The organism is Quadrisphaera sp. KR29, assembly GCF_052644995.1.
On record NZ_JBQXXG010000005.1, the window covers coordinates 18,433 to 42,747 of the forward strand.

27 protein-coding genes are annotated in these 24,315 nt (G+C 75.9%); 15 read left to right on the plus strand and 12 right to left on the minus strand.

Annotated features, from left to right (window positions below):
- Window positions 1-15: 15 nt before the first annotated feature.
- Window positions 16-744, minus strand: a complete 729-nt coding sequence (locus tag ACUN9U_RS05805) for a TetR/AcrR family transcriptional regulator (protein ID WP_445483985.1) — start codon at window positions 742-744, stop codon at window positions 16-18.
- 125 nt (window positions 745-869) lie between these two features.
- On the opposite strand from ACUN9U_RS05805, the gene ACUN9U_RS05810 reads away from it, so the two are divergent.
- Both ACUN9U_RS05810 and ACUN9U_RS05815 read left to right on the plus strand, forming a co-directional pair.
- On the plus strand, window positions 870-1,451 hold the full coding sequence (locus ACUN9U_RS05810; RefSeq protein ID WP_445484174.1) for a hypothetical protein: 582 nt from the start codon (window positions 870-872) through the stop codon (window positions 1,449-1,451).
- Window positions 1,448-2,464, plus strand: coding sequence for an NAD-dependent epimerase/dehydratase family protein (locus ACUN9U_RS05815; RefSeq protein ID WP_445483986.1), 1,017 nt, complete (start codon window positions 1,448-1,450; stop codon window positions 2,462-2,464). The genes ACUN9U_RS05810 and ACUN9U_RS05815 overlap by 4 nt, the downstream gene beginning before the upstream one ends.
- A gap of 65 nt (window positions 2,465-2,529) precedes the next feature.
- Here the strand turns inward: ACUN9U_RS05815 and ACUN9U_RS05820 are convergent, their stop codons facing one another.
- The 3 genes from ACUN9U_RS05820 to ACUN9U_RS05830 all read right to left on the minus strand — a co-directional run bounded on the left by ACUN9U_RS05820 (window position 2,530) and on the right by ACUN9U_RS05830 (window position 5,891).
- Window positions 2,530-4,191: an ABC transporter permease gene (locus ACUN9U_RS05820; RefSeq protein ID WP_445483987.1), complete on the minus strand. Its 1,662-nt coding sequence runs from the start codon at window positions 4,189-4,191 to the stop codon at window positions 2,530-2,532.
- A complete protein-coding gene (locus ACUN9U_RS05825; RefSeq protein ID WP_445483988.1) occupies window positions 4,188-5,147 on the minus strand; it encodes an ABC transporter ATP-binding protein in 960 nt (319 codons plus the stop codon). Before ACUN9U_RS05825 ends, ACUN9U_RS05820 begins: the two co-directional genes overlap by 4 nt.
- A 66-nt stretch (window positions 5,148-5,213) precedes the next feature.
- Window positions 5,214-5,891, minus strand: a complete 678-nt coding sequence (locus ACUN9U_RS05830; RefSeq protein WP_445483989.1) for a TetR family transcriptional regulator — start codon at window positions 5,889-5,891, stop codon at window positions 5,214-5,216.
- Window positions 5,892-5,956: 65 nt separating this feature from the next.
- Between ACUN9U_RS05830 and ACUN9U_RS05835 the strand changes: the two genes are divergently transcribed.
- A complete protein-coding gene (locus tag ACUN9U_RS05835; protein WP_445483990.1) occupies window positions 5,957-6,820 on the plus strand; it encodes an alpha/beta fold hydrolase in 864 nt (287 codons plus the stop codon).
- Window positions 6,821-6,874: 54 nt separating this feature from the next.
- Here ACUN9U_RS05835 and ACUN9U_RS05840 read toward each other — a convergent pair whose 3' ends face one another.
- The gene (locus tag ACUN9U_RS05840; protein WP_445483991.1) at window positions 6,875-7,906 is read right to left on the minus strand and encodes a TerC family protein; all 1,032 of its coding nucleotides are present in this window, start codon (window positions 7,904-7,906) and stop codon (window positions 6,875-6,877) included.
- A 596-nt stretch (window positions 7,907-8,502) separates the two neighbouring features.
- Between ACUN9U_RS05840 and ACUN9U_RS05845 the strand changes: the two genes are divergently transcribed.
- The 3 genes from ACUN9U_RS05845 to ACUN9U_RS05855 all read left to right on the plus strand — a co-directional run bounded on the left by ACUN9U_RS05845 (window position 8,503) and on the right by ACUN9U_RS05855 (window position 11,928).
- Window positions 8,503-9,960, plus strand: a complete 1,458-nt coding sequence (locus ACUN9U_RS05845; RefSeq protein WP_445484175.1) for a SulP family inorganic anion transporter — start codon at window positions 8,503-8,505, stop codon at window positions 9,958-9,960.
- Between the two features lie 94 nt (window positions 9,961-10,054).
- Entirely contained in the window at window positions 10,055-10,597 is a 543-nt protein-coding gene (locus ACUN9U_RS05850) for a MerR family transcriptional regulator (RefSeq protein WP_445483992.1), read from the plus strand.
- A 287-nt stretch (window positions 10,598-10,884) separates the two neighbouring features.
- Complete coding sequence (locus tag ACUN9U_RS05855) at window positions 10,885-11,928, plus strand: acyltransferase family protein (RefSeq protein ID WP_445483993.1); 1,044 nt, start codon at window positions 10,885-10,887, stop codon at window positions 11,926-11,928.
- 71 nt (window positions 11,929-11,999) lie between these two features.
- On the opposite strand, the gene ACUN9U_RS05860 is transcribed toward ACUN9U_RS05855, so the two are convergent.
- Window positions 12,000-12,365: a metalloregulator ArsR/SmtB family transcription factor gene (locus ACUN9U_RS05860; RefSeq protein ID WP_445483994.1), complete on the minus strand. Its 366-nt coding sequence runs from the start codon at window positions 12,363-12,365 to the stop codon at window positions 12,000-12,002.
- A gap of 209 nt (window positions 12,366-12,574) precedes the next feature.
- Here ACUN9U_RS05860 and arsB point away from each other — a divergent pair, with 209 nt between their 5' ends.
- From arsB to ACUN9U_RS05880, 4 genes are all read left to right on the plus strand, one after another.
- Window positions 12,575-13,714, plus strand: a complete 1,140-nt coding sequence (arsB, locus tag ACUN9U_RS05865) for an ACR3 family arsenite efflux transporter (RefSeq protein ID WP_445483995.1) — start codon at window positions 12,575-12,577, stop codon at window positions 13,712-13,714.
- An 80-nt stretch (window positions 13,715-13,794) separates the two neighbouring features.
- Complete coding sequence (locus ACUN9U_RS05870) at window positions 13,795-14,205, plus strand: arsenate reductase ArsC (RefSeq protein WP_445483996.1); 411 nt, start codon at window positions 13,795-13,797, stop codon at window positions 14,203-14,205.
- On the plus strand, window positions 14,202-14,366 hold the full coding sequence (locus tag ACUN9U_RS05875) for a hypothetical protein (protein WP_445483997.1): 165 nt from the start codon (window positions 14,202-14,204) through the stop codon (window positions 14,364-14,366). Before ACUN9U_RS05870 ends, ACUN9U_RS05875 begins: the two co-directional genes overlap by 4 nt.
- 45 nt (window positions 14,367-14,411) lie before the next feature.
- Window positions 14,412-14,678: a hypothetical protein gene (locus ACUN9U_RS05880; protein ID WP_445483998.1), complete on the plus strand. Its 267-nt coding sequence runs from the start codon at window positions 14,412-14,414 to the stop codon at window positions 14,676-14,678.
- Here the strand turns inward: ACUN9U_RS05880 and ACUN9U_RS05885 are convergent.
- From ACUN9U_RS05885 to ACUN9U_RS05895, 3 genes are all read right to left on the minus strand, one after another.
- Window positions 14,675-16,162: a hypothetical protein gene (locus ACUN9U_RS05885; RefSeq protein WP_445483999.1), complete on the minus strand. Its 1,488-nt coding sequence runs from the start codon at window positions 16,160-16,162 to the stop codon at window positions 14,675-14,677. The two genes, ACUN9U_RS05880 and ACUN9U_RS05885, sit on opposite strands and share 4 nt — an antisense overlap.
- Complete coding sequence (locus ACUN9U_RS05890) at window positions 16,159-16,500, minus strand: PadR family transcriptional regulator (RefSeq protein WP_445484000.1); 342 nt, start codon at window positions 16,498-16,500, stop codon at window positions 16,159-16,161. The genes ACUN9U_RS05885 and ACUN9U_RS05890 overlap by 4 nt, the downstream gene beginning before the upstream one ends.
- A 679-nt stretch (window positions 16,501-17,179) precedes the next feature.
- Window positions 17,180-17,566 (minus strand): DUF4383 domain-containing protein, encoded by a 387-nt coding sequence (locus ACUN9U_RS05895; RefSeq protein WP_445484001.1) that lies wholly within the window; start codon window positions 17,564-17,566, stop codon window positions 17,180-17,182.
- Between the two features lie 11 nt (window positions 17,567-17,577).
- Here ACUN9U_RS05895 and ACUN9U_RS05900 point away from each other — a divergent pair, with 11 nt between their 5' ends.
- On the plus strand, window positions 17,578-18,912 hold the full coding sequence (locus ACUN9U_RS05900; RefSeq protein ID WP_445484002.1) for an alpha-amylase family glycosyl hydrolase: 1,335 nt from the start codon (window positions 17,578-17,580) through the stop codon (window positions 18,910-18,912).
- Window positions 18,913-18,962: 50 nt separating this feature from the next.
- On the opposite strand, the gene ACUN9U_RS05905 is transcribed toward ACUN9U_RS05900, so the two are convergent.
- Window positions 18,963-19,877 carry a phosphatase PAP2 family protein gene (locus tag ACUN9U_RS05905; protein ID WP_445484003.1) on the minus strand — a complete coding sequence of 305 codons (915 nt, stop codon included), beginning with the start codon at window positions 19,875-19,877 and terminating at the stop codon, window positions 18,963-18,965.
- A gap of 312 nt (window positions 19,878-20,189) precedes the next feature.
- Here ACUN9U_RS05905 and ACUN9U_RS05910 point away from each other — a divergent pair, with 312 nt between their 5' ends.
- Genes ACUN9U_RS05910 through ACUN9U_RS05920 form a run of 3 tightly spaced genes read left to right on the plus strand, consistent with a single transcriptional unit; the run spans window position 20,190 to window position 22,202 of the window.
- Window positions 20,190-21,095 carry a DUF2382 domain-containing protein gene (locus tag ACUN9U_RS05910; protein ID WP_445484004.1) on the plus strand — a complete coding sequence of 302 codons (906 nt, stop codon included), beginning with the start codon at window positions 20,190-20,192 and terminating at the stop codon, window positions 21,093-21,095.
- 4 nt (window positions 21,096-21,099) lie between these two features.
- Entirely contained in the window at window positions 21,100-21,549 is a 450-nt protein-coding gene (locus ACUN9U_RS05915; protein WP_445484005.1) for a DUF2382 domain-containing protein, read from the plus strand.
- Complete coding sequence (locus tag ACUN9U_RS05920; protein ID WP_445484006.1) at window positions 21,546-22,202, plus strand: hypothetical protein; 657 nt, start codon at window positions 21,546-21,548, stop codon at window positions 22,200-22,202. The genes ACUN9U_RS05915 and ACUN9U_RS05920 overlap by 4 nt, the downstream gene beginning before the upstream one ends.
- Window positions 22,203-22,294: 92 nt before the next feature.
- On the opposite strand, the gene ACUN9U_RS05925 is transcribed toward ACUN9U_RS05920, so the two are convergent.
- Window positions 22,295-22,525, minus strand: coding sequence for a hypothetical protein (locus tag ACUN9U_RS05925; protein ID WP_445484007.1), 231 nt, complete (start codon window positions 22,523-22,525; stop codon window positions 22,295-22,297).
- A 77-nt stretch (window positions 22,526-22,602) separates the two neighbouring features.
- Between ACUN9U_RS05925 and ACUN9U_RS05930 the strand changes: the two genes are divergently transcribed.
- The gene (locus ACUN9U_RS05930) at window positions 22,603-22,821 is read left to right on the plus strand and encodes a DUF3224 domain-containing protein (protein WP_445484008.1); all 219 of its coding nucleotides are present in this window, start codon (window positions 22,603-22,605) and stop codon (window positions 22,819-22,821) included.
- A gap of 30 nt (window positions 22,822-22,851) precedes the next feature.
- On the opposite strand, the gene ACUN9U_RS05935 is transcribed toward ACUN9U_RS05930, so the two are convergent.
- Complete coding sequence (locus ACUN9U_RS05935; protein ID WP_445484009.1) at window positions 22,852-24,210, minus strand: saccharopine dehydrogenase NADP-binding domain-containing protein; 1,359 nt, start codon at window positions 24,208-24,210, stop codon at window positions 22,852-22,854.
- Window positions 24,211-24,315 lie beyond the last annotated feature (105 nt).

Below are 24,315 nucleotides of genomic sequence, written 5' to 3' on the forward strand. Positions count from 1 at the left end.
CCCGGGGCGCCCGGCTCAGCGCAGGGTCTGCAGCTGGCGCTCGACCAGGGCCGCGAAGTCGCGGTCGGGGTCGTCGCTGAGGGGGCGCAGCTGGCCGAAGACGTCCATCACCACGAAGCCGTGGACGACGACGAAGACCTCCAGCACACGGGCCAGCAGCCCGGGGCCGGCGTCGTACCCCCGCCGCGCCGCCAGCGCCTCGAGGTGCCGGCGGTGCGCCGGGTCGAGGTCGTGCCCGTCGTCGGGGTCCTGCGCGCCGGCCGGCGCACCGGCGGTGCTGCCGGCGCGGGCGCGGGCCCGCACGACGGCGGCGACCAGCAGGTCGCCGCAGCGCGCCCCGGCGCGGACGGTCTCGGTCGCGGGCGCGGTGTAGCCGGGCACCGGCGTGCCGTAGGCGAGCCCGAAGGGCGCGGGGTGCTCCAGCCCCCAGCGGCGGTAGGCGGCCGTGCCCGCGCGCAGCGCGGCCCAGGGGTCGGCGGCCAGTCGCTCGTCGTCGTCCTCGGCGGCCTCGACGGCGGCCTGGACGGCGTCGGCGTGGTCGTCGAAGGCGCGCACGAGCAGCGCGGTGAGCAGCTCGTCGCGGCCGGCGTGGTACCGGTACAGCGCCGAGACGGCCACCCCGACGTCGCGGGCGACGGCGCGCAGCGAGAGGGCCGCCGGACCGACCTCGAGCAGCTGCGACTGCGCCGCCTCGAGGATGCGCTCGCTCAGCTCGGCGCGCCGCTGCGCGCGCACGGTGCTCATGACGCCGAGGCTAGCCCGCCGAGAACGGTGCTCGCTCAGTGAACACTGCTCTTGACTCTCCCGGCGCAAAGGAGAACACTGTTCTCATCGGGTGGGGCGAGCGACGGGAGAGGGCTGTGGAGACGATGCGCAGGACGCACCAGCGGGTGGACCTCCAGGGCGGCGGAAGGCGGTCGGCTGCAGGACGCCGGTGGGCGCTGTGGCTGGCGAGCGCGCTGGCCTTCCCCCTCGCCGGCCTGGCCGGCAGGGCGCTGGCCGGCCCGGTCGACGGCGTGGGCCCGGCGCTGCTCGGCGGCCTGGTCACCGGTGCCGTCATCGGAGCGGCCCAGGGCGCGCTGTCGGGGCGGCGCCTGCCGGTGCGCGGGTGGACGGCCGCGACCGCGCTGGGGCTCTCGGCCGGGCTGGCCGCGGGGTCGGCCGTCGTCGGGTACGGGACCACCCTGGCCGACCTGGTCGTCACGGGCGCGGTCACCGGCCTCGCCGTGGGCGCGGCCCAGGCCGTCGTGCTGGCGCGCCGCCTGACAGGGTGGCGGCGGCCGGCGTGGGCGGTGGCCACGGCGGGCGTCCTCGCCGCCGGGTGGGCGGTGACGACGGTGGCCGGCGTCGACGTCGAGGCCCGGTACACGACCTTCGGGGCCACCGGGGCGCTGGTCGCGACGGTGCTGACGGGCCTGCTGGTGCAGACGCTGCCGGAGCGCGCGCGGTGAGCGCCGCGACCGGCGGCGAGGAGCTGCACGTGGTGCTGGGAGCGGGCGCGGTCGGCTCACGCCTCGCTGCCGAGCTGGTCGCGCGGGGCCGCCGGGTCCGCGTGGTCAGCCGCTCCTCGCGTCCCGCGCTGCCGGCCGGGGTGGAGCTGGTGCACGCCGACGCCAGCGACCCCGGCGGCGTCGCGGCCGCGGCCCGCGGCGCGGCGGTGGTCCACCAGGTGCTCAACCCCGCCTACCACCGGTGGGCCCAGGACTTCCCGCCGCTGCAGGCCGGGGCTGTCCACGCGGCCCGCAGCGCCGGGGCGCGGCTGGTGAGCCTGGAGAACGTCTACCTCTACGGCCGCCCCGGCGGGCGCACGCTCACCGAGGACTCCCCGCACCGGCCCGCCGCCCGCAAGGGCCGGGTCCGCCAGGCGATGGCCGAGGAGCTGGAACGGCTGCGCCGGGACGGCGAGCTGGACGTCGTCCAGGTCCGCGCCTCGGACTTCTACGGCCCCGGCGCCGGGCGGCAGTCCGTCATCGGCGACCGCGTGCTCGGGCCCGTGGCGCGGGGCCGCACCGCCTCGGTGCTGGGCGACCCCGACGAGCCGCACAGCTACGCCTTCGTGCCCGACGTGGCGCGCGCCCTGGCCGTGCTCGGGACCACCCCGGGCACCGCCGGGGTCTGGCACGCGCCGCACGACCCGCGCCCCTTCACCACCCGCGAGGTGCTCGACCTCGCCGCGCAGGCGGCTGGGCACGAGCGGGCCCGGCTGCGCACGACCCCGACGTGGGCGCTGCGGTCGCTGGGCCTGGTCAGCCCGACCGTCCGCGAGGTGGCCGAGATGGAGTACGAGTTCGCCGAGCCGTTCCTGGTCAGCGGGGAGCGGCTGGCCGCCGAGCACGGGCTGCGCGCCACGCCGTACGAGCAGGGGGTGGCGCAGGCCCTGGCGGACCTGTCAGCCAGGACCGCGCAGCGGCGGCGGACCGGTGCTCCCCGGGCGGCTCACCCCCAGGCGACGCCGGGCTCGTAGCTGCCGGAGCTCAGCTCGTGGCCCTCCGGGGCGACCACGTCGTCGAGACGGGGGTGGCCGGGCGCTCACCCGCTGAGGTCGCGGCGCCGCAGGGCCGCGACGGCGGCAGCGCCCAGGGCCGCCGCCGCGCCGGTGAGCAGCACCAGCGGGAGCGCGGTGAGCGCCTCGTGCGGCGCGCTGGGGGCGAGGGCGAAGGGAGCGGCGTCGAGGACCCGCGCGGGCAGGTCGAGCAGCGGCCCGTACAACCCGACCAGCACCGAGGCCACCAGCAGGCCCCAGACCGCCCAGGCGCCGGCGCGCAGCCCGTGCGCCAGGGCCGCCAGCCCGGTGAAGCACAGCACCACGGGCAGGTGGACCAGCGCGGCGAGGGCGTACGGCGCCACCAGGTCGGCGTCCCCCACCGCGCTGGCCGCCCCCAGGCCCATCCCGGCGCCGGACACCAGCAGCAGGCCTGCCGCGCTCACCGCCGTGACCAGCAGCGAAGCGCCCATCCACGCCGGGCGGCTGACCGCCGTCGCCAGGAGCAGCCCGGCGCGTCCCTCCTCCTCCTCGCGGTCGAGGCGGCGGGTGGAGGTCACGGCGAAGACCGCCACCGCCATGGCGAAGAAGACCAGGAACGCCGACAGGGTGGAGCCGAGCACGTCGTCCGGGCTCGCCCCGCCGAGCACCGCCGCGAGCTGGGGCTGGGAGGCGACGCTGTCGGCGATCCCCTGGGCCAGCGACCCGGTGAGGAGCGCGACGACGAAGAGCCCCACCGCCCACCACGCCGTCGAGGTCCGCTGGAGCCGGACGAGCAGCCCGACCGGGCTGAGCAGGCCGGCGCCCGCCGCGGGGCGGCCTCGCCGGGCGGGCAGCACGCCCGCCCCGACGTCGCGGCGGCGGCCCAGCGCGACGGCCGCGGCCAGCAGCAGGGCCGCCGTGCCGAGGCCCAGCAGCAGCGGCCACCACCGCAGGTCCGTGAACGCCCGCGTCTGCTGCGCCCACCCGATGGGTGAGGCCCACGACAGCGCGCCGCCGCCCGGGCCGGCCGCGTCACCGACCCCCCGCAGCACGTAGGCCAGGCCGAGGAGGCCGCCGGCCGCACCCGAGGCGGTGCGGGCGTGCTCGCTGAGCTGGGCGGTCACGGCGGCCAGGGAGCCGAAGACCAGGCCCACCACCGCGGCGCCGGCGCCGACGGCCGCCGAGTCGGCCAGCGCGAGGCCGCCGGCCGCCAGGGCGGCGGTGAGCACCACCGCCACCAGCAGGTCGGCGAGCACGAGGTGGACCAGCGCGGCGGCCAGAGGGGCGTCGCGGCCCACGGCGCCGGCGCGCAGCAGGTCGCCCCGGCCGGCCTCCTCCTCGGCGCGGGTGTGGCGCACCACGAGGAAGACCGACATCAGGGCGACGGCCACGGCGAGCATGCCGAGCAGCTCGTTGGAGACCATCGCGCCCACGGTGTAGTCGTCGAGCCCGTAGCCGGGTCCGGTCATGAACGCCCCGGACGGCTCCCGCATGATCGCCGCCCGCGTCTGCCGCGCGGCCGCGTCGGGGTAGACCACCGGGATCACGGCGCCGAAGTAGGCGACGAGCCCACCGGTGCCGACGGCCCACAGGGGCACCCGGAGCCTGTCCCGGCGCAGCGCGAGCCGCAGCAGCAGTCCGGTGCCGGTCAGCGCGGGGCCCGCCGGGCCCTCCGTGCCGGGCACCTGCAGCCGGGCCGTGCGGCGCTGGCCGGTGAGCGCGGTCACCGCGCACCGCCGCTGGTGGCGCGGGTCGTGGTGGCGGCGGTGGTGGAGCCGGTGGCGGTGGAGCGGGCGGCAGCGCTGCCGTCGTACTGGTGGACGAAGAGCTCCTCCAGGGTCGGCGGGCTGACCACGAGGTGCGTGGTGCCGGCGGCGGACAGCAGCTGCAGGACGGCGGGCAGCGCGGCGTCGTCGACGGTGAACGCCAGCTGCTCACCGTCGACGACGACGTCGTGGACCCCCGCCACCGAGGCCAGCGCACCCGGCGGGCGCGACGTGGTGGCCCGCACCGTGCTGCGGGTCAGGTGGCGCATCTGCGCCAGCGAGCCGCTCAGGACGGTGCGCCCGGCCCGCACGATCGTGACGCGGTCGCAGAGCCTCTCGACCTCGGCCAGCACGTGGCTGGACAGCAGCACGGTCGTCCCGCGGGCGGCGGCCTCGGTGACGCACTGCTGGAAGACCAGCTCCATGAGCGGGTCGAGCCCCGAGGTCGGCTCGTCGAGCACCAGCAGCTCGACGTCGCTGACCAGCGCGGCCACCAGCGCCACCTTCTGCCGGTTGCCCTTGGAGTAGGTGCGGGCGCGCCTGGTCGGGTCGAGCTGGAAGCGCTCCAGCAGCTCGGCCTTCCGGGCGCGGTCGAGGTGGCCGCGCAGGCCGGCCAGCAGGTCGATGACCTCCCCGCCGGTGAGGCGCGGCCACAGGGTGACGTCGCCGGGGACGTAGGCCAGGCGCCGGTGCAGCACCACGGCGTCCGACCACGGGTCGGCTCCGAGCAGGCGCGCGGTGCCGCCGTCCGCCCGCAGCAGCCCCAGCAGCACGCGCAGGGTGGTGGACTTGCCGGCGCCGTTGGGTCCGAGGAAGCCGTGGACCTCCCCGGCGCTGACGGTGAGGTCGAGCCCGTCGAGGGCTCGCACCCTGCCGAAGGACTTGGTCAGGTCCTGCACGTCGATGATGGGGGACACGGGCTCGTCCGCTCTGTGGGGGTGCCGCCGGGTGGGAGGGGTCGGCGCGGCCCGCGGCCTCGCCGGTCAGGTGCTGGGAGCTGGTGCTGGGACGTCGGGCGGCGGCGGGTCGCCCACGTAGAGCAGGTAGGCGTCGAGCACGGTGTTGTCGGTCATCAGCCCGTGCGTGAACAGCTCCAGGGCGGGCAGGGCCGAGCGGCTGCGGTAGCCGTGCAGGGCCGCCACCACGTCGGTCGGGTCGGCCGGGGGGTGCAGCGCCATGTCGAGCACCAGGGCCCCCAGGCCCTGCACCACCAGGTAGCGGGCCCGGGCGGCCTCGTCCCGGCTCGGGCGCAGGGTGCCCGCGGCCACGCCCTTCGCGATCCAGGCCTCGGCATCCTCCACGAAGCGGTCCACGAAGTCGCGCGCCAGCTGGCCCCCGGCCTGCAGGCTGCGCAGCGCGTAGGCGACCAGGGGCGCGTGCTCGTCGGCGGAGGCCAGCTGCAGCAGCACGTCGTGGACGCCGGTGGCGGTCACGGCGCGCTCCTTGGAGGCGCGCACGGCCGCCAGCACGTGCTCGTCGCACGCGGCGCGCAGGCCGTCCTTGGAGCCGAAGTGGTGCACGACCAGCCCGGCGCTGACACCTGCGTCCTCGGCGATCACCCGCAGACCCACCCCGAAGCCCTCCCGCCCGAAGCGCGCCACCGCCGCGTCACGGATCCGGGCGCGGGCCGTGAGGTCCTCCGGAGCGACGGCTGAACGCACGACCCAGATGCTAAACGCTCGTTCAGCCCGAGGGAAGGGGCGCGCCGGCCGCTACGGTCACCGCGGTGGAGCAGCGCACGTGCGTCGTCGTCGTCCCCGGGGCGTCGCCGCAGCCGGTGGAGCACCGCCTCGTGCCTGGTGGCCGCGGCACCGTCGTCGTCCTCCACGGGGGCCACCTGCGCGCCGGGCTGCCCCTGGGCGAGGCGGCGCTGGTCGAGGCCGGGTACGCGGTGCTCACGCCCTCGCGGCCGGGGTACGGCCGCACGCCGCTGGCTGCCGGCCCCGGTCCGGCGGAGTTCGCCCGGCGCACCGCGGCCCTGTGCACCCAGCTGGGGCTGCACGAGGTGCTCGCCGTGGTGGGCGTCTCCGCGGGCGGCCCCACCGCGGTGGCGCTGGCGGCCCAGCACCCGGACCGCGTGCGGTCCCTGGTGCTGCAGTCGGCCCGCTCCTCGCTGCCCTTCCCCAGCGGGCCGGAGCGGCTGGTGGCGCCCCTGGCGTTCGGGCCGCGCACCGAGGCGCTCAGCTGGGCAGCGGTGCGGCGGCTGCTGCGCACCGCCCCGCTGGCCGGCCTGAGAGCGATGATGGGCAGCCTCTCGACGATGCCCGCGCGCGAGGTCGTGGACGACCTGTCAGCGCCGGAGCGCCGCCAGCTCGCCGAGGTCTTCTCCTCCATGCGCTCGGGCGCCGGCTTCCTCACCGACGTGCGCCACCCCGTCGACCCCCGCTGGGAGCAGCGCGTCCGCCAGCCGGCCCTCGTCGTGGCCTCCCGCGCCGACGGGCAGGTCCGGTGGGAGCACGCCGAGCAGCTCGTCCGCTCCATCCCGGCGGCCACGGCGTGGACGAGCCCCAGCAGGAGCCACCTGGTCTGGTTCGGCTCCGGGGGCCCGGCCACCGCCGCGCGCACCGAGGAGTTCCTGGCCTCGGTGTGACCCGGGCCGGCCCAGCACCGGGCTGCTCCCCGCCCCGGTGCTGGGCCGCGCGTCTCAGCGGCTGGGCTCGTGCTCCGGGCGACGCGTCCGCCAGAGCGGCTCGACCTCGGCCTGCTCGGCCTCGCTGGCCACCCGGAACGGGGGCTCGGAGGGAGCGGGGAGGGCGTGCGCCGCCTGCCCGTGCGTGCGCCACAGGCTGGCGACGACCGCCCCGGCGATGAGGACGGCGATGACGGACAGCGACACCGGAGTCGGGATCTTGTAGACGTCGACCTGCAGCGCCATCTTGACGCCCACCCACACCAGCACCAGGGCCAGGCCGAGCTTGAGGTAGACGAAGCGGTGCATGAGGTCGGCCAGCAGGAAGTACATCGCCCGCAGGCCGAGCAGCGCGAAGGCGTTGGCCGTGAAGACGAGGAACGGCTCGCTGGTCACCGCGAAGATCGCCGGGATGGAGTCGACCGCGAAGACGACGTCGGTGACCTCCACGAGCACCAGCACGAGCAGCAGCGGGGTCGCCAGCACCACCCCGGCGCGGCGGACCAGGAAGCGCTGGCCGTGGTAGGCGTCGGTCATCGGCACCGCGCGGCGGAACCAGCGCACCACCCTGGACCTCGAGGGGTCGACGTGGGCGTCACGGGTGCGGATCATCTGCACGCCGGTCCACAACAGGAACGCCGCGAAGACGTACAGCACCGCGGAGAAGGCGTCGATGACGGCGGCGCCGGCGGCGATGAAGGCCCCGCGCAGCACCAGGGCGCCCAGCACGCCGAGGAAGAGCACCCGGTGCTGCAGCTCCCGGGGGACGGCGAAGAAGGTGAAGATGATCGCCCAGACGAAGACGTTGTCCACGGCCAGGGACTTCTCGATGAGGTAGCCGGCGAAGTACTGCTGGCCCAGCTCGGCGCCGTAGGACGACCACACCCAGGCGCCGAAGCCGACGCCGATGGCGACCCACATCGCCGACCAGGCGGCGGCCTCCCTGACGCCGATGACGTGGGCGCGGCGGTGGGCGAACAGGTCCACCGCGAGCATGGTCACGATCAGGCCGAGCACTGCGAGCCACAGCCACAGGGGCACGTCCACTGCGGGCACACCTTCCGGTCGGTGACGACCGAAGGTCTCCCCCGACCTGCAGCGCTCACCGCTGCGGCCCACCGCGCCGGGCCCGGGACGGGCCGTGGTGACGACGCGCTGTGACGGGATACTCCCCCTCGCTGACGTGGGCATTTTGCCGTCCCTTGACCCTTCGCCGCAACTCGGCGGGCTCCCCAACCCTCGGGTGCGGGTAGAGTCGGCGCTCGGGTCGACCGCCCTCCGCGCGCGCCCACCCACCCCGACCCACCACCGCCGCCCCAGCACCCGGGCGACCAGTCCCCGACGACCCGCCCCTCGACGCCGCGCACCGCCGCGGCGACGCGGCAGCCAGCCGCCGGGAGCAGGCCGCAGGGCTGCGCCGCCGCGACCCGCGCCACACCGGAGGCCCCGTGCCCGCCCACTCCCCCAACGCCCTGCGCCCGGGCCACCCGCCCGCAGGCCACCCGCACGAAGGCCCGGAGCTGGTGCCCGACGGCCCCCGCGAGCGCGAGGGAGAGCGCCGCCGCCGCGGGGCCGCCACCCGCCTCGGCGGCAGCGGTGGCCCCGGCCGTGCCACCGAGGACGGCGACGGCGGCACCACCGTCCTGCAGGCGCTGCGCGACCCCCGCCGGCTGCGCATCGAGGTGCTCGCGGGCCTGGTGGTGGCCCTGGCCCTGATCCCCGAGGCGATCTCCTTCTCCATCATCGCCGGCGTCGACCCGCGCGTCGGGCTCTTCGCGGCCTTCACGATGGCGGTGACCACCGCCGTCGTCGGCGGGCGCCCGGCCATGATCTCCGCGGCGACCGGTGCCATCGCCCTGGTCGTCGCGCCGGTCGTGCGAGAGCAGGGACTGGACTACCTCCTGGCCACGGTCGTCCTCGGCGGGCTGCTGCAGGTGGCGCTCGGACTGCTCGGGGTGGCCCGCCTCATGCGCTTCATCCCGCGCAGCGTCATGGTGGGCTTCGTCAACGCCCTGGCCATCCTCATCTTCACGTCCCAGGTGCCCTACCTGCTGGGCGTGCCGTGGCTGGTCTACCCGCTGGTCGCCGTCGGCCTGGCGGCGATCGTGCTGCTGCCGCGCCTCACCACCGCGGTGCCCGCCCCCCTGGTGGCGATCGTCGCGCTGACCGCGTTCACCGTGGTCGCCGCCGTCTCCGTCCCCACCGTCGGCGACCAGGGCGAGCTGCCGGACACCCTGCCCTCCTTCCTCCTCCCCGACGTGCCGTTCACGCTGGAGACGCTGCGGATCATCGCTCCCTACGCCATCGCCCTGGCGCTCGTGGGGCTGCTGGAGTCGCTGATGACGGCCAAGCTGGTCGACACCATCACCGACACCCGCTCCCGCAAGAAGCGCGAGGCGTGGGGCCAGGGCGTGGCCAACGTCGTCACCGGCTTCACCGGAGGCATGGGCGGCTGCGCGATGATCGGCCAGACGATGATCAACGTGAGGTCCTCCGGGGCCCGCACCCGGATCTCCACGTTCCTGGCGGGCGCCTTCCTCATCACCCTGGTGGTGGCCCTCGGCGACGTGGTCTCGGTGATCCCGATGGCCGCGCTGGTCGCCGTCATGATCATGGTGTCGGTGGGGACCTTCGACTGGCACTCCGTCGCTCCGAGCACGCTGCGGCGGATGCCGCGGTCCGAGACCGCCGTGATGCTGGTGACGGTGGCGGTCACCGTGGCCACGCACAACCTCGCTTACGGCGTCATCGTCGGTGTCGTCGTGGCCATGGCGCTGTTCGCCCGGCGGGTGGCGCACCTGGTCGACGTCGAGCGACGGGTGTCGGCGGACGCGGCGTCGGTGACCTACGTGGTGCGCGGGCAGCTGTTCTTCGCCTCCAGCAACGACCTGGCCGACCAGTTCCGCTACGGCGCCGACCCCGCCTCGGTGGTCATCGACCTGTCGCAGGCGCACGTCTGGGACGCCTCCACGGTGGCGACCCTGGACGCGATCAGCGCCCGCTACGCCGACCGCGACAAGGACGTGCGGATCGAGGGGCTGGCGGGCCACAGCGCCCAGCGCCACGAGCGCCTGGCCGGTCACCTCGGCGGCGGCCACTGACGTCGTGCCGGGGGCGGCACCGCCGCGCCGCAGGAGCGGTCCGTCGAGCCGGTCGGCGAAGGCCGGCGCCGCGGGCGTGCGGGAGAGTGGGGTCATGGCGCCACGCACCCGCACGCCCTCCCCGGGGTCCGACGACAGCGACAAGCCGATGCAGATCGGTCAGGTCATCCAGCTGACCGGGGTGTCCGTCAACACGCTGCGCCACTGGGACGAGGTCGGCCTGCTGTCTCCCTCGGCGCGCAGCGAGGGGGGCTTCCGCCTCTACAGCCGCCACGACGTCGACCGGCTGCTGGTGATCCGGCGCATGAAGCCGCTCGGCTTCTCCCTGGAGCAGATGAGCGACGTCATGGCCATCGCCGACGCCGTCGACGCCGAGACCTTCGGCACCGCCGGTGACGGCGGTGCCGAGAGCGGCGGCGAGGGCGGCGCGGCGGCGACCGCGGAAGCGGCTGACCTGGCGACGCGGCTGCAGGACTACCTCGAGCAGGCCGAGGAGAGCCGGCGCAAGCTCGTGGCCAAGGTGGCGATGGCCGAGGAGTTCATCGGCCTGCTGCGGGAGCGCCACGCCCGAGCGGTCGCGGCGAGCGGGCGGGACGCCACCGCCGACGTGGCCGGTGGCGCTGCCGCGGGCACCTGAGGTCCCCCCGTCCGGGTGCCGGGGAGCGGGTCGAGCGGCGCATCCTTACTCTCGCGTTAGGGTAGATATGTCCTCCCGCGCTGCGGGACGCCTTCCGCGCCCTGACGGAGACCTCTCTGAGCACCTCCCAGCCCCGTGTCACCGCCGGACCGAGCCTGAGGGCCGGCCGCCCCGGTGGCCCTCCGCCGTCCGCAGGTCCCGCGCCGGCGCGGGCGGCGCGCCGGGCCGACCGCTGGGCGCCCTCGCTGGCAGACGCCTTCGACCCCCGCGCCAACGGGCTGAGCCTCATGCGGCTGGTCCTGGCCGTGGTCGTGGCCGTGTCCCACGGCCTGCAGAGCGGCTTCGGGTGGCAGCCCACCATGGGCGACACCGAGATCGGCGTCCTGGCCGTCGACGGCTTCTTCATCATCAGCGGCTACCTCATGGTCTCCAGCTGGAACCGGCTGGCCGACGTGCGCCGCTACGCCTGGCACCGAGCGCTGCGCATCATGCCGGCGTTCTGGCTGTGCCTGGTCCTGACCGCGCTCGTCGTCGCGCCCGTGGCCGCAGTGCTCAGCGGGCGCCCGGCGCTGTCGGTCCTCACCGCCGAGGACGAGCCGGCCTGGCGCTACGTGGTGGCCAACGCCGGTCTGCGGATGGACCAGTTCGGCATCGCCGGCCTGGGCGGCGAGCACACCGACGGGGTCATCAACGGCTCGCTGTGGACGCTGTTCTACGAGGCGCTGTGCTACGTGGCGATCGCCGCGTTCGGGCTGCTCGGCCTGCTGCGCCGGCGCACCTGGCTGGTGGGCCTGGCCGCGCTCGTCCTGTGGGCGGCCCTGGTGGCCGCCGAGCTGGACCTGGTGACCCTGCCGGCGGACAACCTGCCGCGCCTGCTGTTCGTCTTCCTGCTCGGCGCCCTCGCCGCCCTGCACGCCGACCGCCTGCCGCTCGACCCGCTGCTGGCCCTGTGCGCGGCGCTGCTGACCGCGGTGGCGATGCTGCTGCTGCAGGACTACCGCCCCCTGGGCGCGCTGGCCTTCGCCTACCTGTGCCTGTGGGTGATGACCGCGGTGCGCAGGCCCCGGCTGAGCTGGGACCTCTCCTACGGCGCCTACATCTGGCACTGGCCCGTCCAGGTCCTGCTCATCCTGCTGGGTGCCACCGCGCTGGGCCAGGTCGGCTTCGTGGCGCTCAGCGTCGCCGCCTCCCTGGGCGTCGCGGCGCTGTCGTGGCGCTTCGTGGAGCGCCCGGCGCTGTCCTTCAAGAGCGCCCGCTGGGTCTCCCCCCAGCGCCCCGAGCGCGGGAGCTCCCGCGTCGGGGCACCGCAGCGCACCCGCACGCGCACCTGAGCACCCCGCCGCTCGAGCTGCGGGCCGGGTGCCGACCCGCAGACGTCGGACCGGGGGCCGGCCCGCGCACCTCAGCACGTGGTGAGCACTCCGGCCAGGGAGTCGAGCGCCCCGGGGACCAGGGCGTAGTAGGCCCACACCCCGCGCTTGTCGCGGGTCAGGAGCCCCGCCTCCACCAGCACCTTGAGGTGGTGGCTGACGGTCGGCTGGGACAGGCCCAGCGGCTCGGTCAGGTCGCACACGCACGCCTCGCCGCCCTCGTGGGCGGCGACCAGGCTCAGCAGCCGCAGCCGCGCAGGGTCGGCGACGGCCTTGAGGGTGCGGGCCAGCGCGGCGGCATCCTCAGCGCTCAGGGGCTGGCGCGCCAGGGGGGCGCAGCACGCCAGCCCCGGCGCAGCGGAGGATGCGGCGGGAGCGGCCTGCAGGGCGGCGGACACCGCCGGAGTGTGGCACCAGACATCCACGGCTGTCGATGTTGACGACCACCCGCGCCCGTGACAAAGTCGGCATCGATGGACGTCGATGCTTCGGTCGCACCGGTGGCGCCGCACCAGAGCGACCCCACCGGTGCCGCTGGTCCGCACGCCGGCGAGCGGGTGCGCGACCTGGCCGGCACCGGGCACGGCCGGCCCCAAGGCTCCACCCGATGAGCGACGTCGTCTCCGAGCGTCCCGCCGCTGGGCCCGAGACCCCCGTGCTCGCTCGCCTGTCCGCGCTCGACAGGTTCCTGCCGGTGTGGATCACCGCCGCGATGGTCGTCGGCCTGGCCCTCGGCTGGCTCGTCCCGGGTCTGGGAGACGCGGTGTCGGCGGTCGAGGTGGGATCGGTCAGCCTGCCGATCGCCCTGGGCCTGCTGGTGATGATGTACCCGGTCCTGGCCAAGGTCCGCTACACCCAGCTCGGCCGCGTCAGCTCCGACGCCGCCGGCCGCCGGATGCTGGTCGCCTCCCTGGTCCTGAACTGGGTCCTCGGCCCGGCACTGATGTTCGTCCTGGCTTGGCTCCTGCTCCCGGACCAACCCGAGTTCCGCACCGGCCTGGTCGTCGTCGGCCTGGCCCGCTGCATCGCCATGGTCCTGATCTGGAACGACCTGGCCTGCGGTGACCGCGAGGCCGCGGCCGTGCTGGTGGCGATCAACTCCGTCTTCCAGATCCTCGCGTTCGCCGCTCTTGGATGGTTCTACCTGCAGGTGCTGCCCGCCTGGCTGGGCCTGCCGACGACCAGCGCGGACTTCTCCGTCGCCGCCGTCGTCGTGTCCGTGCTGGTGTTCCTCGGCATCCCCCTCGTCGCCGGCTACCTGACCCGCGCGCTGGGCGAGCGGGCCAAGGGCCGGGACTGGTACGAGCAGCAGTTCCTGCCCCGCCTCGGCCCGTGGGCCCTGTACGGGCTCCTGTTCACGATCGTGCTGCTCTTCGCCCTCCAAGGCGACGCCATCACCTCCGCCCCCGGCGACGTGGCCCGCATCGCACTGCCCCTGCTGGCCTACTTCGTGGTCATGTTCGGCGGCAGCTTCGTCCTGGGGCGCGTGATCGGCCTGGACTACGCCCGCACCACGACGCTGTCGTTCACCGCTGCCGGGAACAACTTCGAGCTGGCCATCGCCGTGGCGATCGGCACGTTCGGGGTCACCTCCGGGCAGGCCCTGGCCGGCGTGGTCGGACCGCTCATCGAGGTGCCCGTCCTCGTCGCGCTGGTCTACGTGGCGCTGTGGGCGGGGCGCCGCTTCTTCCCCGGCGACCCCACCGTCCCTCGGCCAGCACCTCGCACACCCGTGGGCGAGCCGTGAACGGCCCCGACCGGACAGCCGACCCGACAGCCGACCCGACAGCCGACCCGACAGCCGACCCGACAGCCGAGGAGGCACCAGTGCCTGACCGCCCCAGCGTGATCTTCGTCTGCGTCCACAACGCCGGTCGGTCCCAGATGGCCGCCGGCTTCATGTCCGCCCTGTCCGCCGGCGCCGTCGAGGTCCGCTCAGCGGGCTCCACGCCCGCCGACCAGGTCAACCCCGTGGCCGTCGAAGCCATGGCCGAGGTCGGCATCGACATCACCGCCGAGCAGCCCAAGGTGCTCACCACCGAGGCCGTGCGGGCCTCCGACGCCGTCATCACGATGGGCTGCGGGGACGCGTGTCCGATCTTCCCGGGCAAGCGCTACGAGGACTGGGACCTGGCCGACCCCGCCGGGCAGGGCATCGAGGCTGTCCGCCCCATCCGCGACGAGATCCGCGGCCGCGTCGAGGCCCTGCTGGCCGAGCTGCTGCCCGCTCGCGCATGACCGCACAGCCCCAGCCGTCCGCCCCCGACCAGCGCCAGCGGCCTGCCGCGAGCGCGGCACCGCGCGTGCTGTTCGTGTGCGTGCGCGACGGCGGCGGGTCGCAGATGGCCGCCGGCCTGGTGCGCCACGCCGCCGCCGTGCGCGACCTGCACGTGGAGTAGGCCTCCGCCGGCACCCGCGCCGGGGAGGGCCTCAACGCCCAGTCGGTGCAGAGCCTGGCCGAGGTCGGCGTCGACACCTCCTCCGCGCGCACCCACCAGCTCACCGACGACGACGTGCGCGCCGCCGACCTCGTCGTCGTCCTCGGCGGCGAGGCGCGCGTCGAGCCCGTCGGCGGCACGCCGGTGGAGGTGTGGGAGACCGACGAGCCGTCGAGCCGAGGCGTCGAGGGGATGGATCGCATGCGCCTGGTGCGCGACGACACCGCCGCACGCGTCGAGGAACTGGCCGGCCGCCTGGCCGGGGACGGCTAGCTGGACAGCTCGCTCGCCGGGGGGCCGCCCGCCTCGCCCGGGGTCCGCCTCGGCGCAGTTCCGACCCGACGCGCGGCCGCAGCGACCAGTGCCACCAGGACGCCGACGACTCCGGAGACGAGCGCGACCTCGGGCCAGTGCGACAGGGGTCCGCGGTCCCAAGCCGGCGGTGCCTCGGGTTCGCCGGTCGCGGCCAGCGCACCGGCCAGCGCCACCTGGGGGACTTGCAGATCGGAGACCTGGTACTCGCCCGAAGCCGTGGGCACGGCGGACAGGGGCGTGCGGGTGCCCTGCACCAGGTCGACGGCGACCACGCGGTGCTCCCCGCTGCCCTCGCCAGCCTCCTCCACCACGAGCACTCGCGGCGCGGCCCACCCTACCGCAGCGGTCGAGGTCGCCCCTCCGGGCAGGCACACGGGTGCGGGCAGGGCCGGGGCCACCGGGTCGGCCGGCACCACGAGGACGTCGAAGAAGGACTGGCCGACCCGGCCCTGCGGCGAGCAGGCCCCACGGACGGCGAGCAGCGCTCCGTCGGGCGACCAGGGCTGCGGCCCCGCGAGGTCCGCACTGGTGCCGGTCGGACGCGACCGGCCCGTCACGACGTCGACCACGGACAGCTGGCGCTCAGGCCCCTGCACGACCAGGTCGCGCCCGTCGGGGGCCCACGCCACCTGGCCGGCGCCGGCGGGCACCCCCACAGGGAGCGGGAGCAGGCCGCCGTCGAGGCTGACGAGCGCGAGCCTGTCGGGGACCACCGGGACGGGCTGGTCCCCGGGCGCCAGCCACGGCAGCGGCTCGAGCGCGACCAGCACCGCGGTGCCGTCGGGCGACCAGGCCACCGGGTGGGCCGAGGGGTGGCCGAGGGAGCCGGTGGTGGTGACCTCGCCGGTGCTCAGGTCCTGCACGGCGACGTCGGCGCGACCGGCGTCGTCGTAGCGACCGCTCGCCACGTGGGTCCCGTCCGGCGAGAGGAGGAAGGAGCTCGGCGATCCCTGCAGGAAGGTTCCGCGGCCCTCCGCCAGGTCGAGGCGGCGCACGGAACCTCCCGCCCCCACGACGACGGCTTGCGGGACGTCGGCCAGCTCGGCGCCGGTGCCCTGCCGGTAGACGGCGACGGCCGGCCCGGGGGGCGAGGTCGAGACCGACTGCGTCAGGTACGAGTAGGCCGGCAGGTCTCGCGGCAGCACCGATGCCCGCGCTTGCACGGGCTCTCCTCCGCCGAGCAGCACGACCGCCGAGCCGGCCACCAGCAGGCTGCTGGCGGCCGTCCGGCCTGGGGACAGGCGAGCGGCGCGGGCCGTGGCGCGAGCGTGCTCGCGCGCAGCCGAGCGCAGGAGGTCGGCGACCTCTGCGGGGGTCGATGTCGTCTGCCCGGGATCCGCGGCCTGGAGCAGGACCGCCAGCACCTCCTGCTCGCGGTACCGCCGCCAGCGGCGGGGGTGGAGCCGCAGCAGGCGCCGGTAGGAGCGCTCGAGCTCGCTCACGACTGCCACCCCAGGCGGGGCGCGCGACCGAGGCGGGCGAGAGCGGCTGCGCTCTGCTCGTGCCGGCGCTGCGCCTCAGCCGCCAGCAGGTCGGTCCCCTCCTCGGTGATCCGGTAGGTGCGTCTCAACCGGGAGTCGACGACCTCTTCGGCGACCACCTCGACCAGGTGCCTGTCGGCGAGCCGCTCCAGGGACCCGTAGAGGGTGCCGACGCCCAGCCGAACGGACCCGCCGGAGGTGGCCTCGACGTCCTGGAGGATCGCGTAGCCGTGCATCGGCCCCCGCGCCAGGGCCGTGAGGACGAGGAACGACGGTTCCTGCAGGCCGACCCGCTTCACGTGGCGATGATACTCCGGTTACTGGAACATTCCAGGGGATGGCCGGAACAGTCCGGGGGCCGGAGCACCTTCGTGGTCCTGGGCTGCGCACGCACGGACCAGGAGACTGCTCCGCGTGACCGTCCTCGTCGTCCTCGCCGGTCCGCAGGCCTCGGGCAAGAGCACCACCGCCGCGGCGCTGGCGGGTGTGCTCCGGCAGCGGGGCGAGAGCGCCGCCCTCGTCGAGCTCGACGCCGTCGCGGCGATGGCGCTGCCCACGCTGCCCAGCTGGGACGACGCGCACGCGGTGTTCGAGGCCATCACGGGCCTGTGGGCGAGGACCGCTCTGGCGTGGGTGGTCGCCGAGGGGCCCGGCCGCGCCGAGGAGGTGGCGGGGCTGCTGCGGCAGGCACCGCCGCAGGCTCGGACGCTCACCGTCGCCGTCACCGCGAGCTTCGAGGTGGCGCTCGCGCGGGCGCAGGCGGACCCCACTCGCGGCGCCTCCAAGGAGCCGGCCTTCCTGCGGGACGTCTACGAGCGCTGGCCCGGCGAGCTCGAGCAGATGCGCCCTGACCTCGTGCTGGACACCGAGCGGCTCGACGTCGCCGGGTGCGTCGCAGCGGTGCTGGGAGCGGTCGGGGACCGGCGCACCACCACGGCGGAGGAGCCGGAGGTGCTGCAGGAGCCGGTGCCCCGCCCCTCAGACCCGCCCGTGACCGGCCCGGCGACCCAGCACGACGCCGAGGGCGTCCACGCCCACGGCCAGCACGAGGTGCAGCCAGTCGTCGGCGGTGTCCAGCGGGACGACGTCGGCCGCGCTGGACTGGTCGACGACCAGGCCGTACAGCACAGGACGGCGTAGGTCAGGCCGCCGATGAGGAAGGCCCCGGCAGCGCCGCGCGTGCGTGACACGGCCAGGCCCGCCACCCCGAACAGCAGGTGCACGACGTTGCGGGACCCGGCGGTGCCGGCGGTCGAGGACACGGGGACCCCCGCGGAGGTGGAGCAGCGCGTGCTGAACGCCGCTCCACGACCGCGGCGCGCCTCGCGCCTGCGCGAGCAGGCGCTGTCTGGCCCGCGGGGGCACCCGCCGGGACCATGGGGCCGGTGCGCTCCGCAGACACCATCATCTGGCACGCCCACCCCCTGACCTTCACCGGCGCCGAGCCGCGCAACGACGGTGGGCTTGCGGTGACCCACCGCCTGCCGCACCTGGAGCGGTGGCTGGACCACCTCGTCGCCCTGGGCGCCAACGCCCTGCAGCTCGGCCCGGTCTTCGACTCCGAGACCCACGGCTACGACACCCGCGACCACCTGCGCGTCGACGCCCGGCTGGGCGACGAGGGCGACCTGCGGCACCTCGTCGAGCAGGCCCACGCCCGAGGGGTGCTGGTCGTCCTGGACGGCGTCTTCAACCACGTCGGCCGCTCCCACGAGCGCTTCCGCGCGGCGCAGGCGGGCGACGCCGAGGCCGCGGCGTGGTTCGCCCGCGACGGGTCGCGCGAGGACGGGTGGGCCGTCTTCGAGGGCCACGGCGCGCTGGTGGAGCTGGACCTGTCGCACCCGCCGGCGCGCGACCACGTCGTCGCGGTGATGAGGCACTGGCTCGACGTCGGGGTGGACGGCTGGCGGCTGGACGCCGCCTACGCCGTCGACCCCACCACCTGGCGCACCGTCATCGAGCAGGTCCGCGCCAGCCACCCGCACGCCTGGTTCCTGGGGGAGGTCATCCACGCCGACCCCGCGGAGTTCGCTCCGGCCTCCCGGATGGACTCCCTGACGCAGTACGAGCTGTGGAAGGCCGTCTGGTCCAGCCTCAACGACGTCAACCTCCACGAGCTGGCCCACGCGCTGTCCCGCCACGACGCCTTCGTGGCCGCCGGCAGGACCACGGACCCGCAGTTCGTGCCCACCACCTTCCTCGGCAACCACGACACCACCCGCATCGCCAGCCGGCTGCAGGACCACCGCCACCTGGCGCACGCGGTGACCGTGCTGTTCACCACCGCCGGGGTGCCGGCGGTGTACGCCGGCGACGAGTGGGACTACCGCGGCGTCAAGGAGGACCGCGAGGGCGGTGACGACGAGGTCCGCCCGCCGTTCCCGGCCACTCCCGAGGAGCTGTCGGACCTCGGGGCGCCGGTGTTCCAGCTGCACCAGCGCCTGGCCGGGCTGCGCCGGCGCCACCGGTGGCTGTGGCAGGCCGCGCTGGAGGTGGAGCGCGTCGAGAACGCGCTGCTCGTCTACCGCGTCACCGGGACGGGAGGCGACGCCTCCTCCGCTGGGCCCGAGGACGGCGGGCGCGCTCCTGAGGGGCTCAGCGTGGTGCTCAACCTCACCGACGCCCCCGTGGAGTTCACGCCCCGCGACGGCGAGAGGCTGCTCGAGGGGTCCTTGGAGGCGCACGGCGCGGCGGTCTTCGGGCGCTCCTGAGCAGCCGCTGCGCCCGGCTGCCGGGGAGCCGCGGCAGCCCGGTGCCCGGGTCAGGCGTGCGCGCGCCCCGTCGGACCGCCGGTGGCGGCGGGGTGGTGCCGGCGGCGCAGCGTCAGGTAGAGGCGGTGACCGGTGATGACCACGCCCAGCCAGGCCAGGCCGAGGACCCAGGCCGCGAGCACGTCGGTGAACCAGTGGTGCCCCAGGAAGATGCGGCTGAGTCCCATCGTCAGGGCGAAGAGCACCGCGACCACGACGGTCAGGCGCCGCGCCCAGGCCGCGCGGAGGCGGCGCAGCAGCAGGTAGGCCACGACCCCGGCGAAGGCCGTGGCGTTGAGGGTGTGCCCGCTGGGGAAGCTGAAGCTGTGCTCGTAGGGCGGCACCGCGTCGGCCAGGGGCGGCCGGGCCCGCCCGATGCTGGCCTTGCCCGCCACCGTGAGCGCCAGGGAGCCCAGCATCGTGGTGACCACCAGCGTCAGGGGCGTCCAGCGCCGCAGTGCGATGGCGAGCACGACGGCCGTGGTGGCGGCCAGCACCGGCATGCCCACCGGGCCGCCCACGTCGGTGTAGGCGGTGACGGCGGTGTCGAGGCCCGCGGAGCGGTGGGCCATCGCCAGCTCCAGGGCGGGCTGGTCCAGGCCGGTCACGCCGTCTCCCTCGACCACGGCGTCGTAGACGGCAGCGGCCAGGGCGGTGGCCGCCGCGGTCACCGCCAGGCCGACGGCGAGGGTCAGCGCCCACACCTGGTGCGGGGCCAGCCACCGCTGCGCGCGCACCGCCGCCGCGTGCAGCGCGCGACCGAGCGCGCTCGGCCAGCGCGTCAGGTCGCGGCCGCCGACGAAGTCCCCCTCGCGACCGTCGTCCAGCAGCTGCGCCGCGGCCGCGTGCGAACCGCGCGCTGCAGCGCGCTCGGGGCCCGGCTGCGGCGGGGTCGGCCCGCTGCCGCGGGGGGTGGCTGCGTTCACCGGTGCTCTCCTCTGGCAGGACGCCCACCTGGCCGAGGGCCGCGGGGTCGGTGCACCCGGCTCCGCGGCGGCCTGACGGGGAGCTCGAGTCTCACCGCTGCACCGGGGTGGCGCCCGCGGGAACGGGGGTCGCGCCCGCGGGGACCGGTCGGTGGCGCCACCGGCACCGCCTGCCGGGGGCCGCAGCGGTCGTTTACGACGTAAAGGCACGGGTAGTGGGACCCCATCGGGCTGCAGCGCGCTGGCCCACCACTGCTGCGGCACACCCGGACCACCCGGGACCGCCAGGCCGCAGCCTCCGACGGGAGTCCCATGCCCATCGACCCCAGCACCTCCATCGACGCCCTGCGCGCGGCCACGGTCACGTCCTCCGACGGATCGAAGATCGGGAAGGTGGCCGAGGTCTACCTCGACGACCACAGCGACCAGCCCGAGTGGGTCACGGTGAAGACCGGCCTGTTCGGCAGCTCGGAGACCTTCGTCCCCCTGTCGACGGCCTCCTACCTCGGTGATGAGATCCGCGTCCCGTACAGCAAGGAGCAGGTCAAGGACGCACCGCGCACGGACGCCGACGGCACCCTCAGCCCGGCCGAGGAGGTCCGCCTCTACGACTACTACGCGGTGGACCGCACGACCACGTCCGGCCGGGGGACCGGTGACCAGCCGGGCGGTCGCCGCGGTGAGTGGCCCGACAGCCGCGGTGACGTGACGACCAGCACCGGGCAGGCGGCCCTGGGCACGACCGGCACCCGGACCACCACGGGCACGGGCACCCAGGGGTACGACACCTCGGGCCCCACCACCGACGACGCGATGACGCGCTCGGAGGAGCGCCTCCACGTGGGCACCGAGGTCCGCGAGGCCGGCCGGGCCAGGCTGCGCAAGCACGTGGTCACCGAGGAGCAGACCCGCCAGGTCGCCACCTCCCACGAGGAGCTCGTCATCACCCGCGAGCCCATCACCGACGCGAACCGGGGCGCTGCGACCTCGGGGCCCGAGCTGTCGGAGGAGGAGCACGAGGTGGTGCTGCACGAGGAGGTCCCGGTGGTCTCCACGCACGTCGAGCCGGTCGAGCGCGTCCGCGTCGGCACCCGGACCGAGCAGGACACCCAGACCGTGAGCGCCGACGTGCGCCACGAGGAGATCGACCTCGACACCGACAGCACCGTCACCACCGGGCGCGCGGACCGCGACGGCCGTCGTGGCCGTCACGGCTGAGGCCGTGAGCGGAACCGCTCCGGTGGACGACGAGGGGCGCGCGGAAGTCGTCCTCTCGGCCGAGCGCGTCGACCTCGCGGTCCACCGCCTGCCCCGGGAGCGTGTGCGCCTGCGCCGCGAGGTCCACACCCACGAGGTCGAGGTGCGGGTCACCGTCCGGCGCGAGGTCCTGCGCGTCGAGCGGCTGCCCGTGGACGACGCCGCGCCCGGCGCCGGCGCAGCAGCTGACCAGGCTCCGCTGGAGCTCGTGCTCCACGAGGAGCGACCGGTCGTCGGGGTGCAGGCGGTGCCCTACGAGCGCGTGCGCGTCACCGTCGACCGGGTGCCCCTCACCACGCGCGTGGACACCACCGCCTCCCACGAGGAGGTCGAGGTCGTCACGGACCCCGCAGCACCCGACGACTCCCCCGCCGTCCCCACGGGGACGTCCCGACCGACGACGAGGACCCCATGAGCACCTCAGCCAGCGACCACTCCCACCACCCCCGGGGCTCCGCGCCCACGGGCGAGCACCACGGCGCCTCGCAGGTCGACGCGCGCTCCCAGCACGACCGGGTGGTCGACGCGCAGAAGCGGCAGTTCGGCGGCATCAAGTTCGGCAGCGCCTTCTTCGGCTGGCTGACGGCCACCGGCACCGCCGTCCTGCTGACCGCCCTGCTGGCCGCGGCCGGCACCGCCGTGGGCCTGGCCAGCGACACCGACCCGGGTCAGCTGGCGAGCGGCGCCGCCGCCGACCCGGGCACCATCGGCGTGGCGGGTGCCGTCGCCGTGCTCGTCGTCCTCCTGGTCGCCTACTACTGCGGTGGGTACGTCGCGGGCCGCATGGCGCGCTTCAACGGCCTCAAGCAGGGCCTGGCCGTCTGGCTGTGGGCCGTGGTGATCGCCGTGGTCGTCGCCGTGCTCGGCCTGGTGGCCGGCTCGCAGTTCAACGTCCTGGGCCAGCTCAACAGCTTCCCCCGCATCCCGGTGGACGAGGGCACGCTCACCACGGGGGCCGTCGTGACCGTCGTGGCCGCAGCGCTCGTCGCCCTCGTGGGCGCCCTGCTCGGCGGGCTGGCCGGCATGCACTTCCACCGCAAGGTCGACCGCGCCACCCTGGCGCGCTGACGCCGCACCACCCAGCCAGACCCAGCAGCGCCCCGCCGGCAGGTGCCGGCGGGGCGCTGTGCTGGGCCGCGGGAGCCCCGGCGGCGCCGCCCTCAGAGGCCGAGCTTGCCCTTCAGGCCGCCCAGCCCGCCGGCTGCTCCCCCGCCACCGCCACCGGAGACCATCCCGACCAGGTCCTGGGGGTCGACGCCGAACTTGCTGAGCAGCCCGGCGTCCCTGTCGGTGTCAACGTTGTCGGGCAGCTCCTGGTGCGCCGCGTCGGCCTGGCCGCCACCGATCTTGGACTTGATGAACTCGATGACGAGGTCCTTGGGGATCTGCACGCTCACTCCTCGGTCGCAGGGTCGGTCGCCTGCTCCCCTACCCAGGCGGCGGACGATGACGCGCCGGCCGGTGCGGTGTGCGCTGCCTTGACAGCGGGTGCGCCGCCGTCGAGCTGCGCGACGGCTTCGCCTCGCAGCAGTCGGGGCGCATGCACGCGGGTGCCGAGGTCCTGCACCACGACGTCGTGCCGGGCTCCGGCACCGCAGGGCCGGCGGGCACCACCGGCAGCGTGCGGCTGGTCCTCCAGGACGGCGTGCACCGCTACGAGCTGACCTACGAGCTCGGCGACGCCTGACCACCGTCCGCCGGGGCACCGCCGTGCTGCTCACGCCAGGTGGAGGGACAGCTCCGGGGTCGACAGGTGCCGCGAGACCCCGGGCCCGAAGGCGACCGCCGGGGTGACGACCCCGGGCACCACCGCGGCCCGCTGCCGCTCGGCCATCTCCAGGCCGAGGGCGACCAGCAGCGCCGCCGTCGCGGTGTAGCCGGGGTGGCCGGTCCCGCGCAGGCTGGCCGCTCCGCGGCGCCCGTCGGCGGTCACCGCCTGCGCCGCGACCTCCCACCGCCACCCGTGCAGCACCGCGGCCGACGGCCCCGTCCCGGCAGCGGGCAGCCGGCGCCGCACCACGGCGGCCAGGCGCGACCGGGCACCCAGCGGCATTCGGGTCAGCGCGGCCACCCCTCGCTGGGCCGCCGCCAGCAGCACCTGGCCCGGCCAGACCAGCAGCGTCCGCGGCCGCAGCACGGCTCCGCTGTCGATGCCCTCCCGGACCCGCGCCGGGCGGTGCGGCTCGCCCGCCTCCCGCGCCAGCAGCGCAGCGGTGCGGTGCAGCACCGGCGGGTCGAGGAAGGCGACGGGCACGACCGGCCCCAGCAACCGCCCGGCGGCGGTGTGGGGGCGCACGCGCAGCGGGCTGGCCCGGCGCACCGCGGCAGCACCGGCGGCGTCGTCGGAGGGCAGCAGGGCCGCCGGGTCACCGACCACCCCGGCGCCGGGGTCGGTGAGGACCTCCACGACGCTGGCCAGCGTCCCGGCCGAGACCGCGTCGGCCAGCGAGCGCACGCCGCGGGGCACCGCGTGGAAGCGCACGCTGAGGTCGAGCCGGTCGACCGGCGCACCGGCTCCCGGCCCCCACTCCCCCGGGCCCGCCCCCACCGCCGCGCGGCAGGCGTGGAGCCCGGCGACGTCGGGCGGCAGCGCCTCCCAGCCGGCCAGCTGCACCACCTGGCAGCCGGCGGCGCGGGCGGCGTCGTGGAAGGCCCCGACGACCCGGCGCAGCAGGGGCAGCTCACCGGAGAGGTCCGCGCAGTGGGTCCCCGCGGCCACGCACGCGCCGACGACGGCCTGCGCCGTGGCGGTGTAGGGCCCGACCGCGTTGAGCAGCACCCGGCTGCGAGCGGCGAGCCGCCCCAGCGAGGCGTCGTCGTGGACGTCGACGTCGCCGATGACGACGGGGGGTGGGCCGCCACCGGGCAGCGAGGCGACCAGCTGCTCCAGCCTCCCGCGGTCGCGGCCGGCGACCGCCCACACCGGGAAGGGGTCCCCGCCGGCGAGGGCGCGCTGCTGCAGCACCGCCAGGCGCTGCGCGGCGAGGCGCCCGGTGAAGCCGGTGGCCCCCAGCAGGACCACGTCGACGTCGGGGGCGCGGTCAGGTCCGGTGTCGTCTCCGGCGTCGTCCACCACGGTCCGACGGTAGGTGCTGGGCGCGGAGGCGCGAGAGCGAGGCGCCGAGCTGGCCCGACCGCCCCTCACCGGTCGCGGCGAGCACCCGCACGGCCGCCGGCTCCG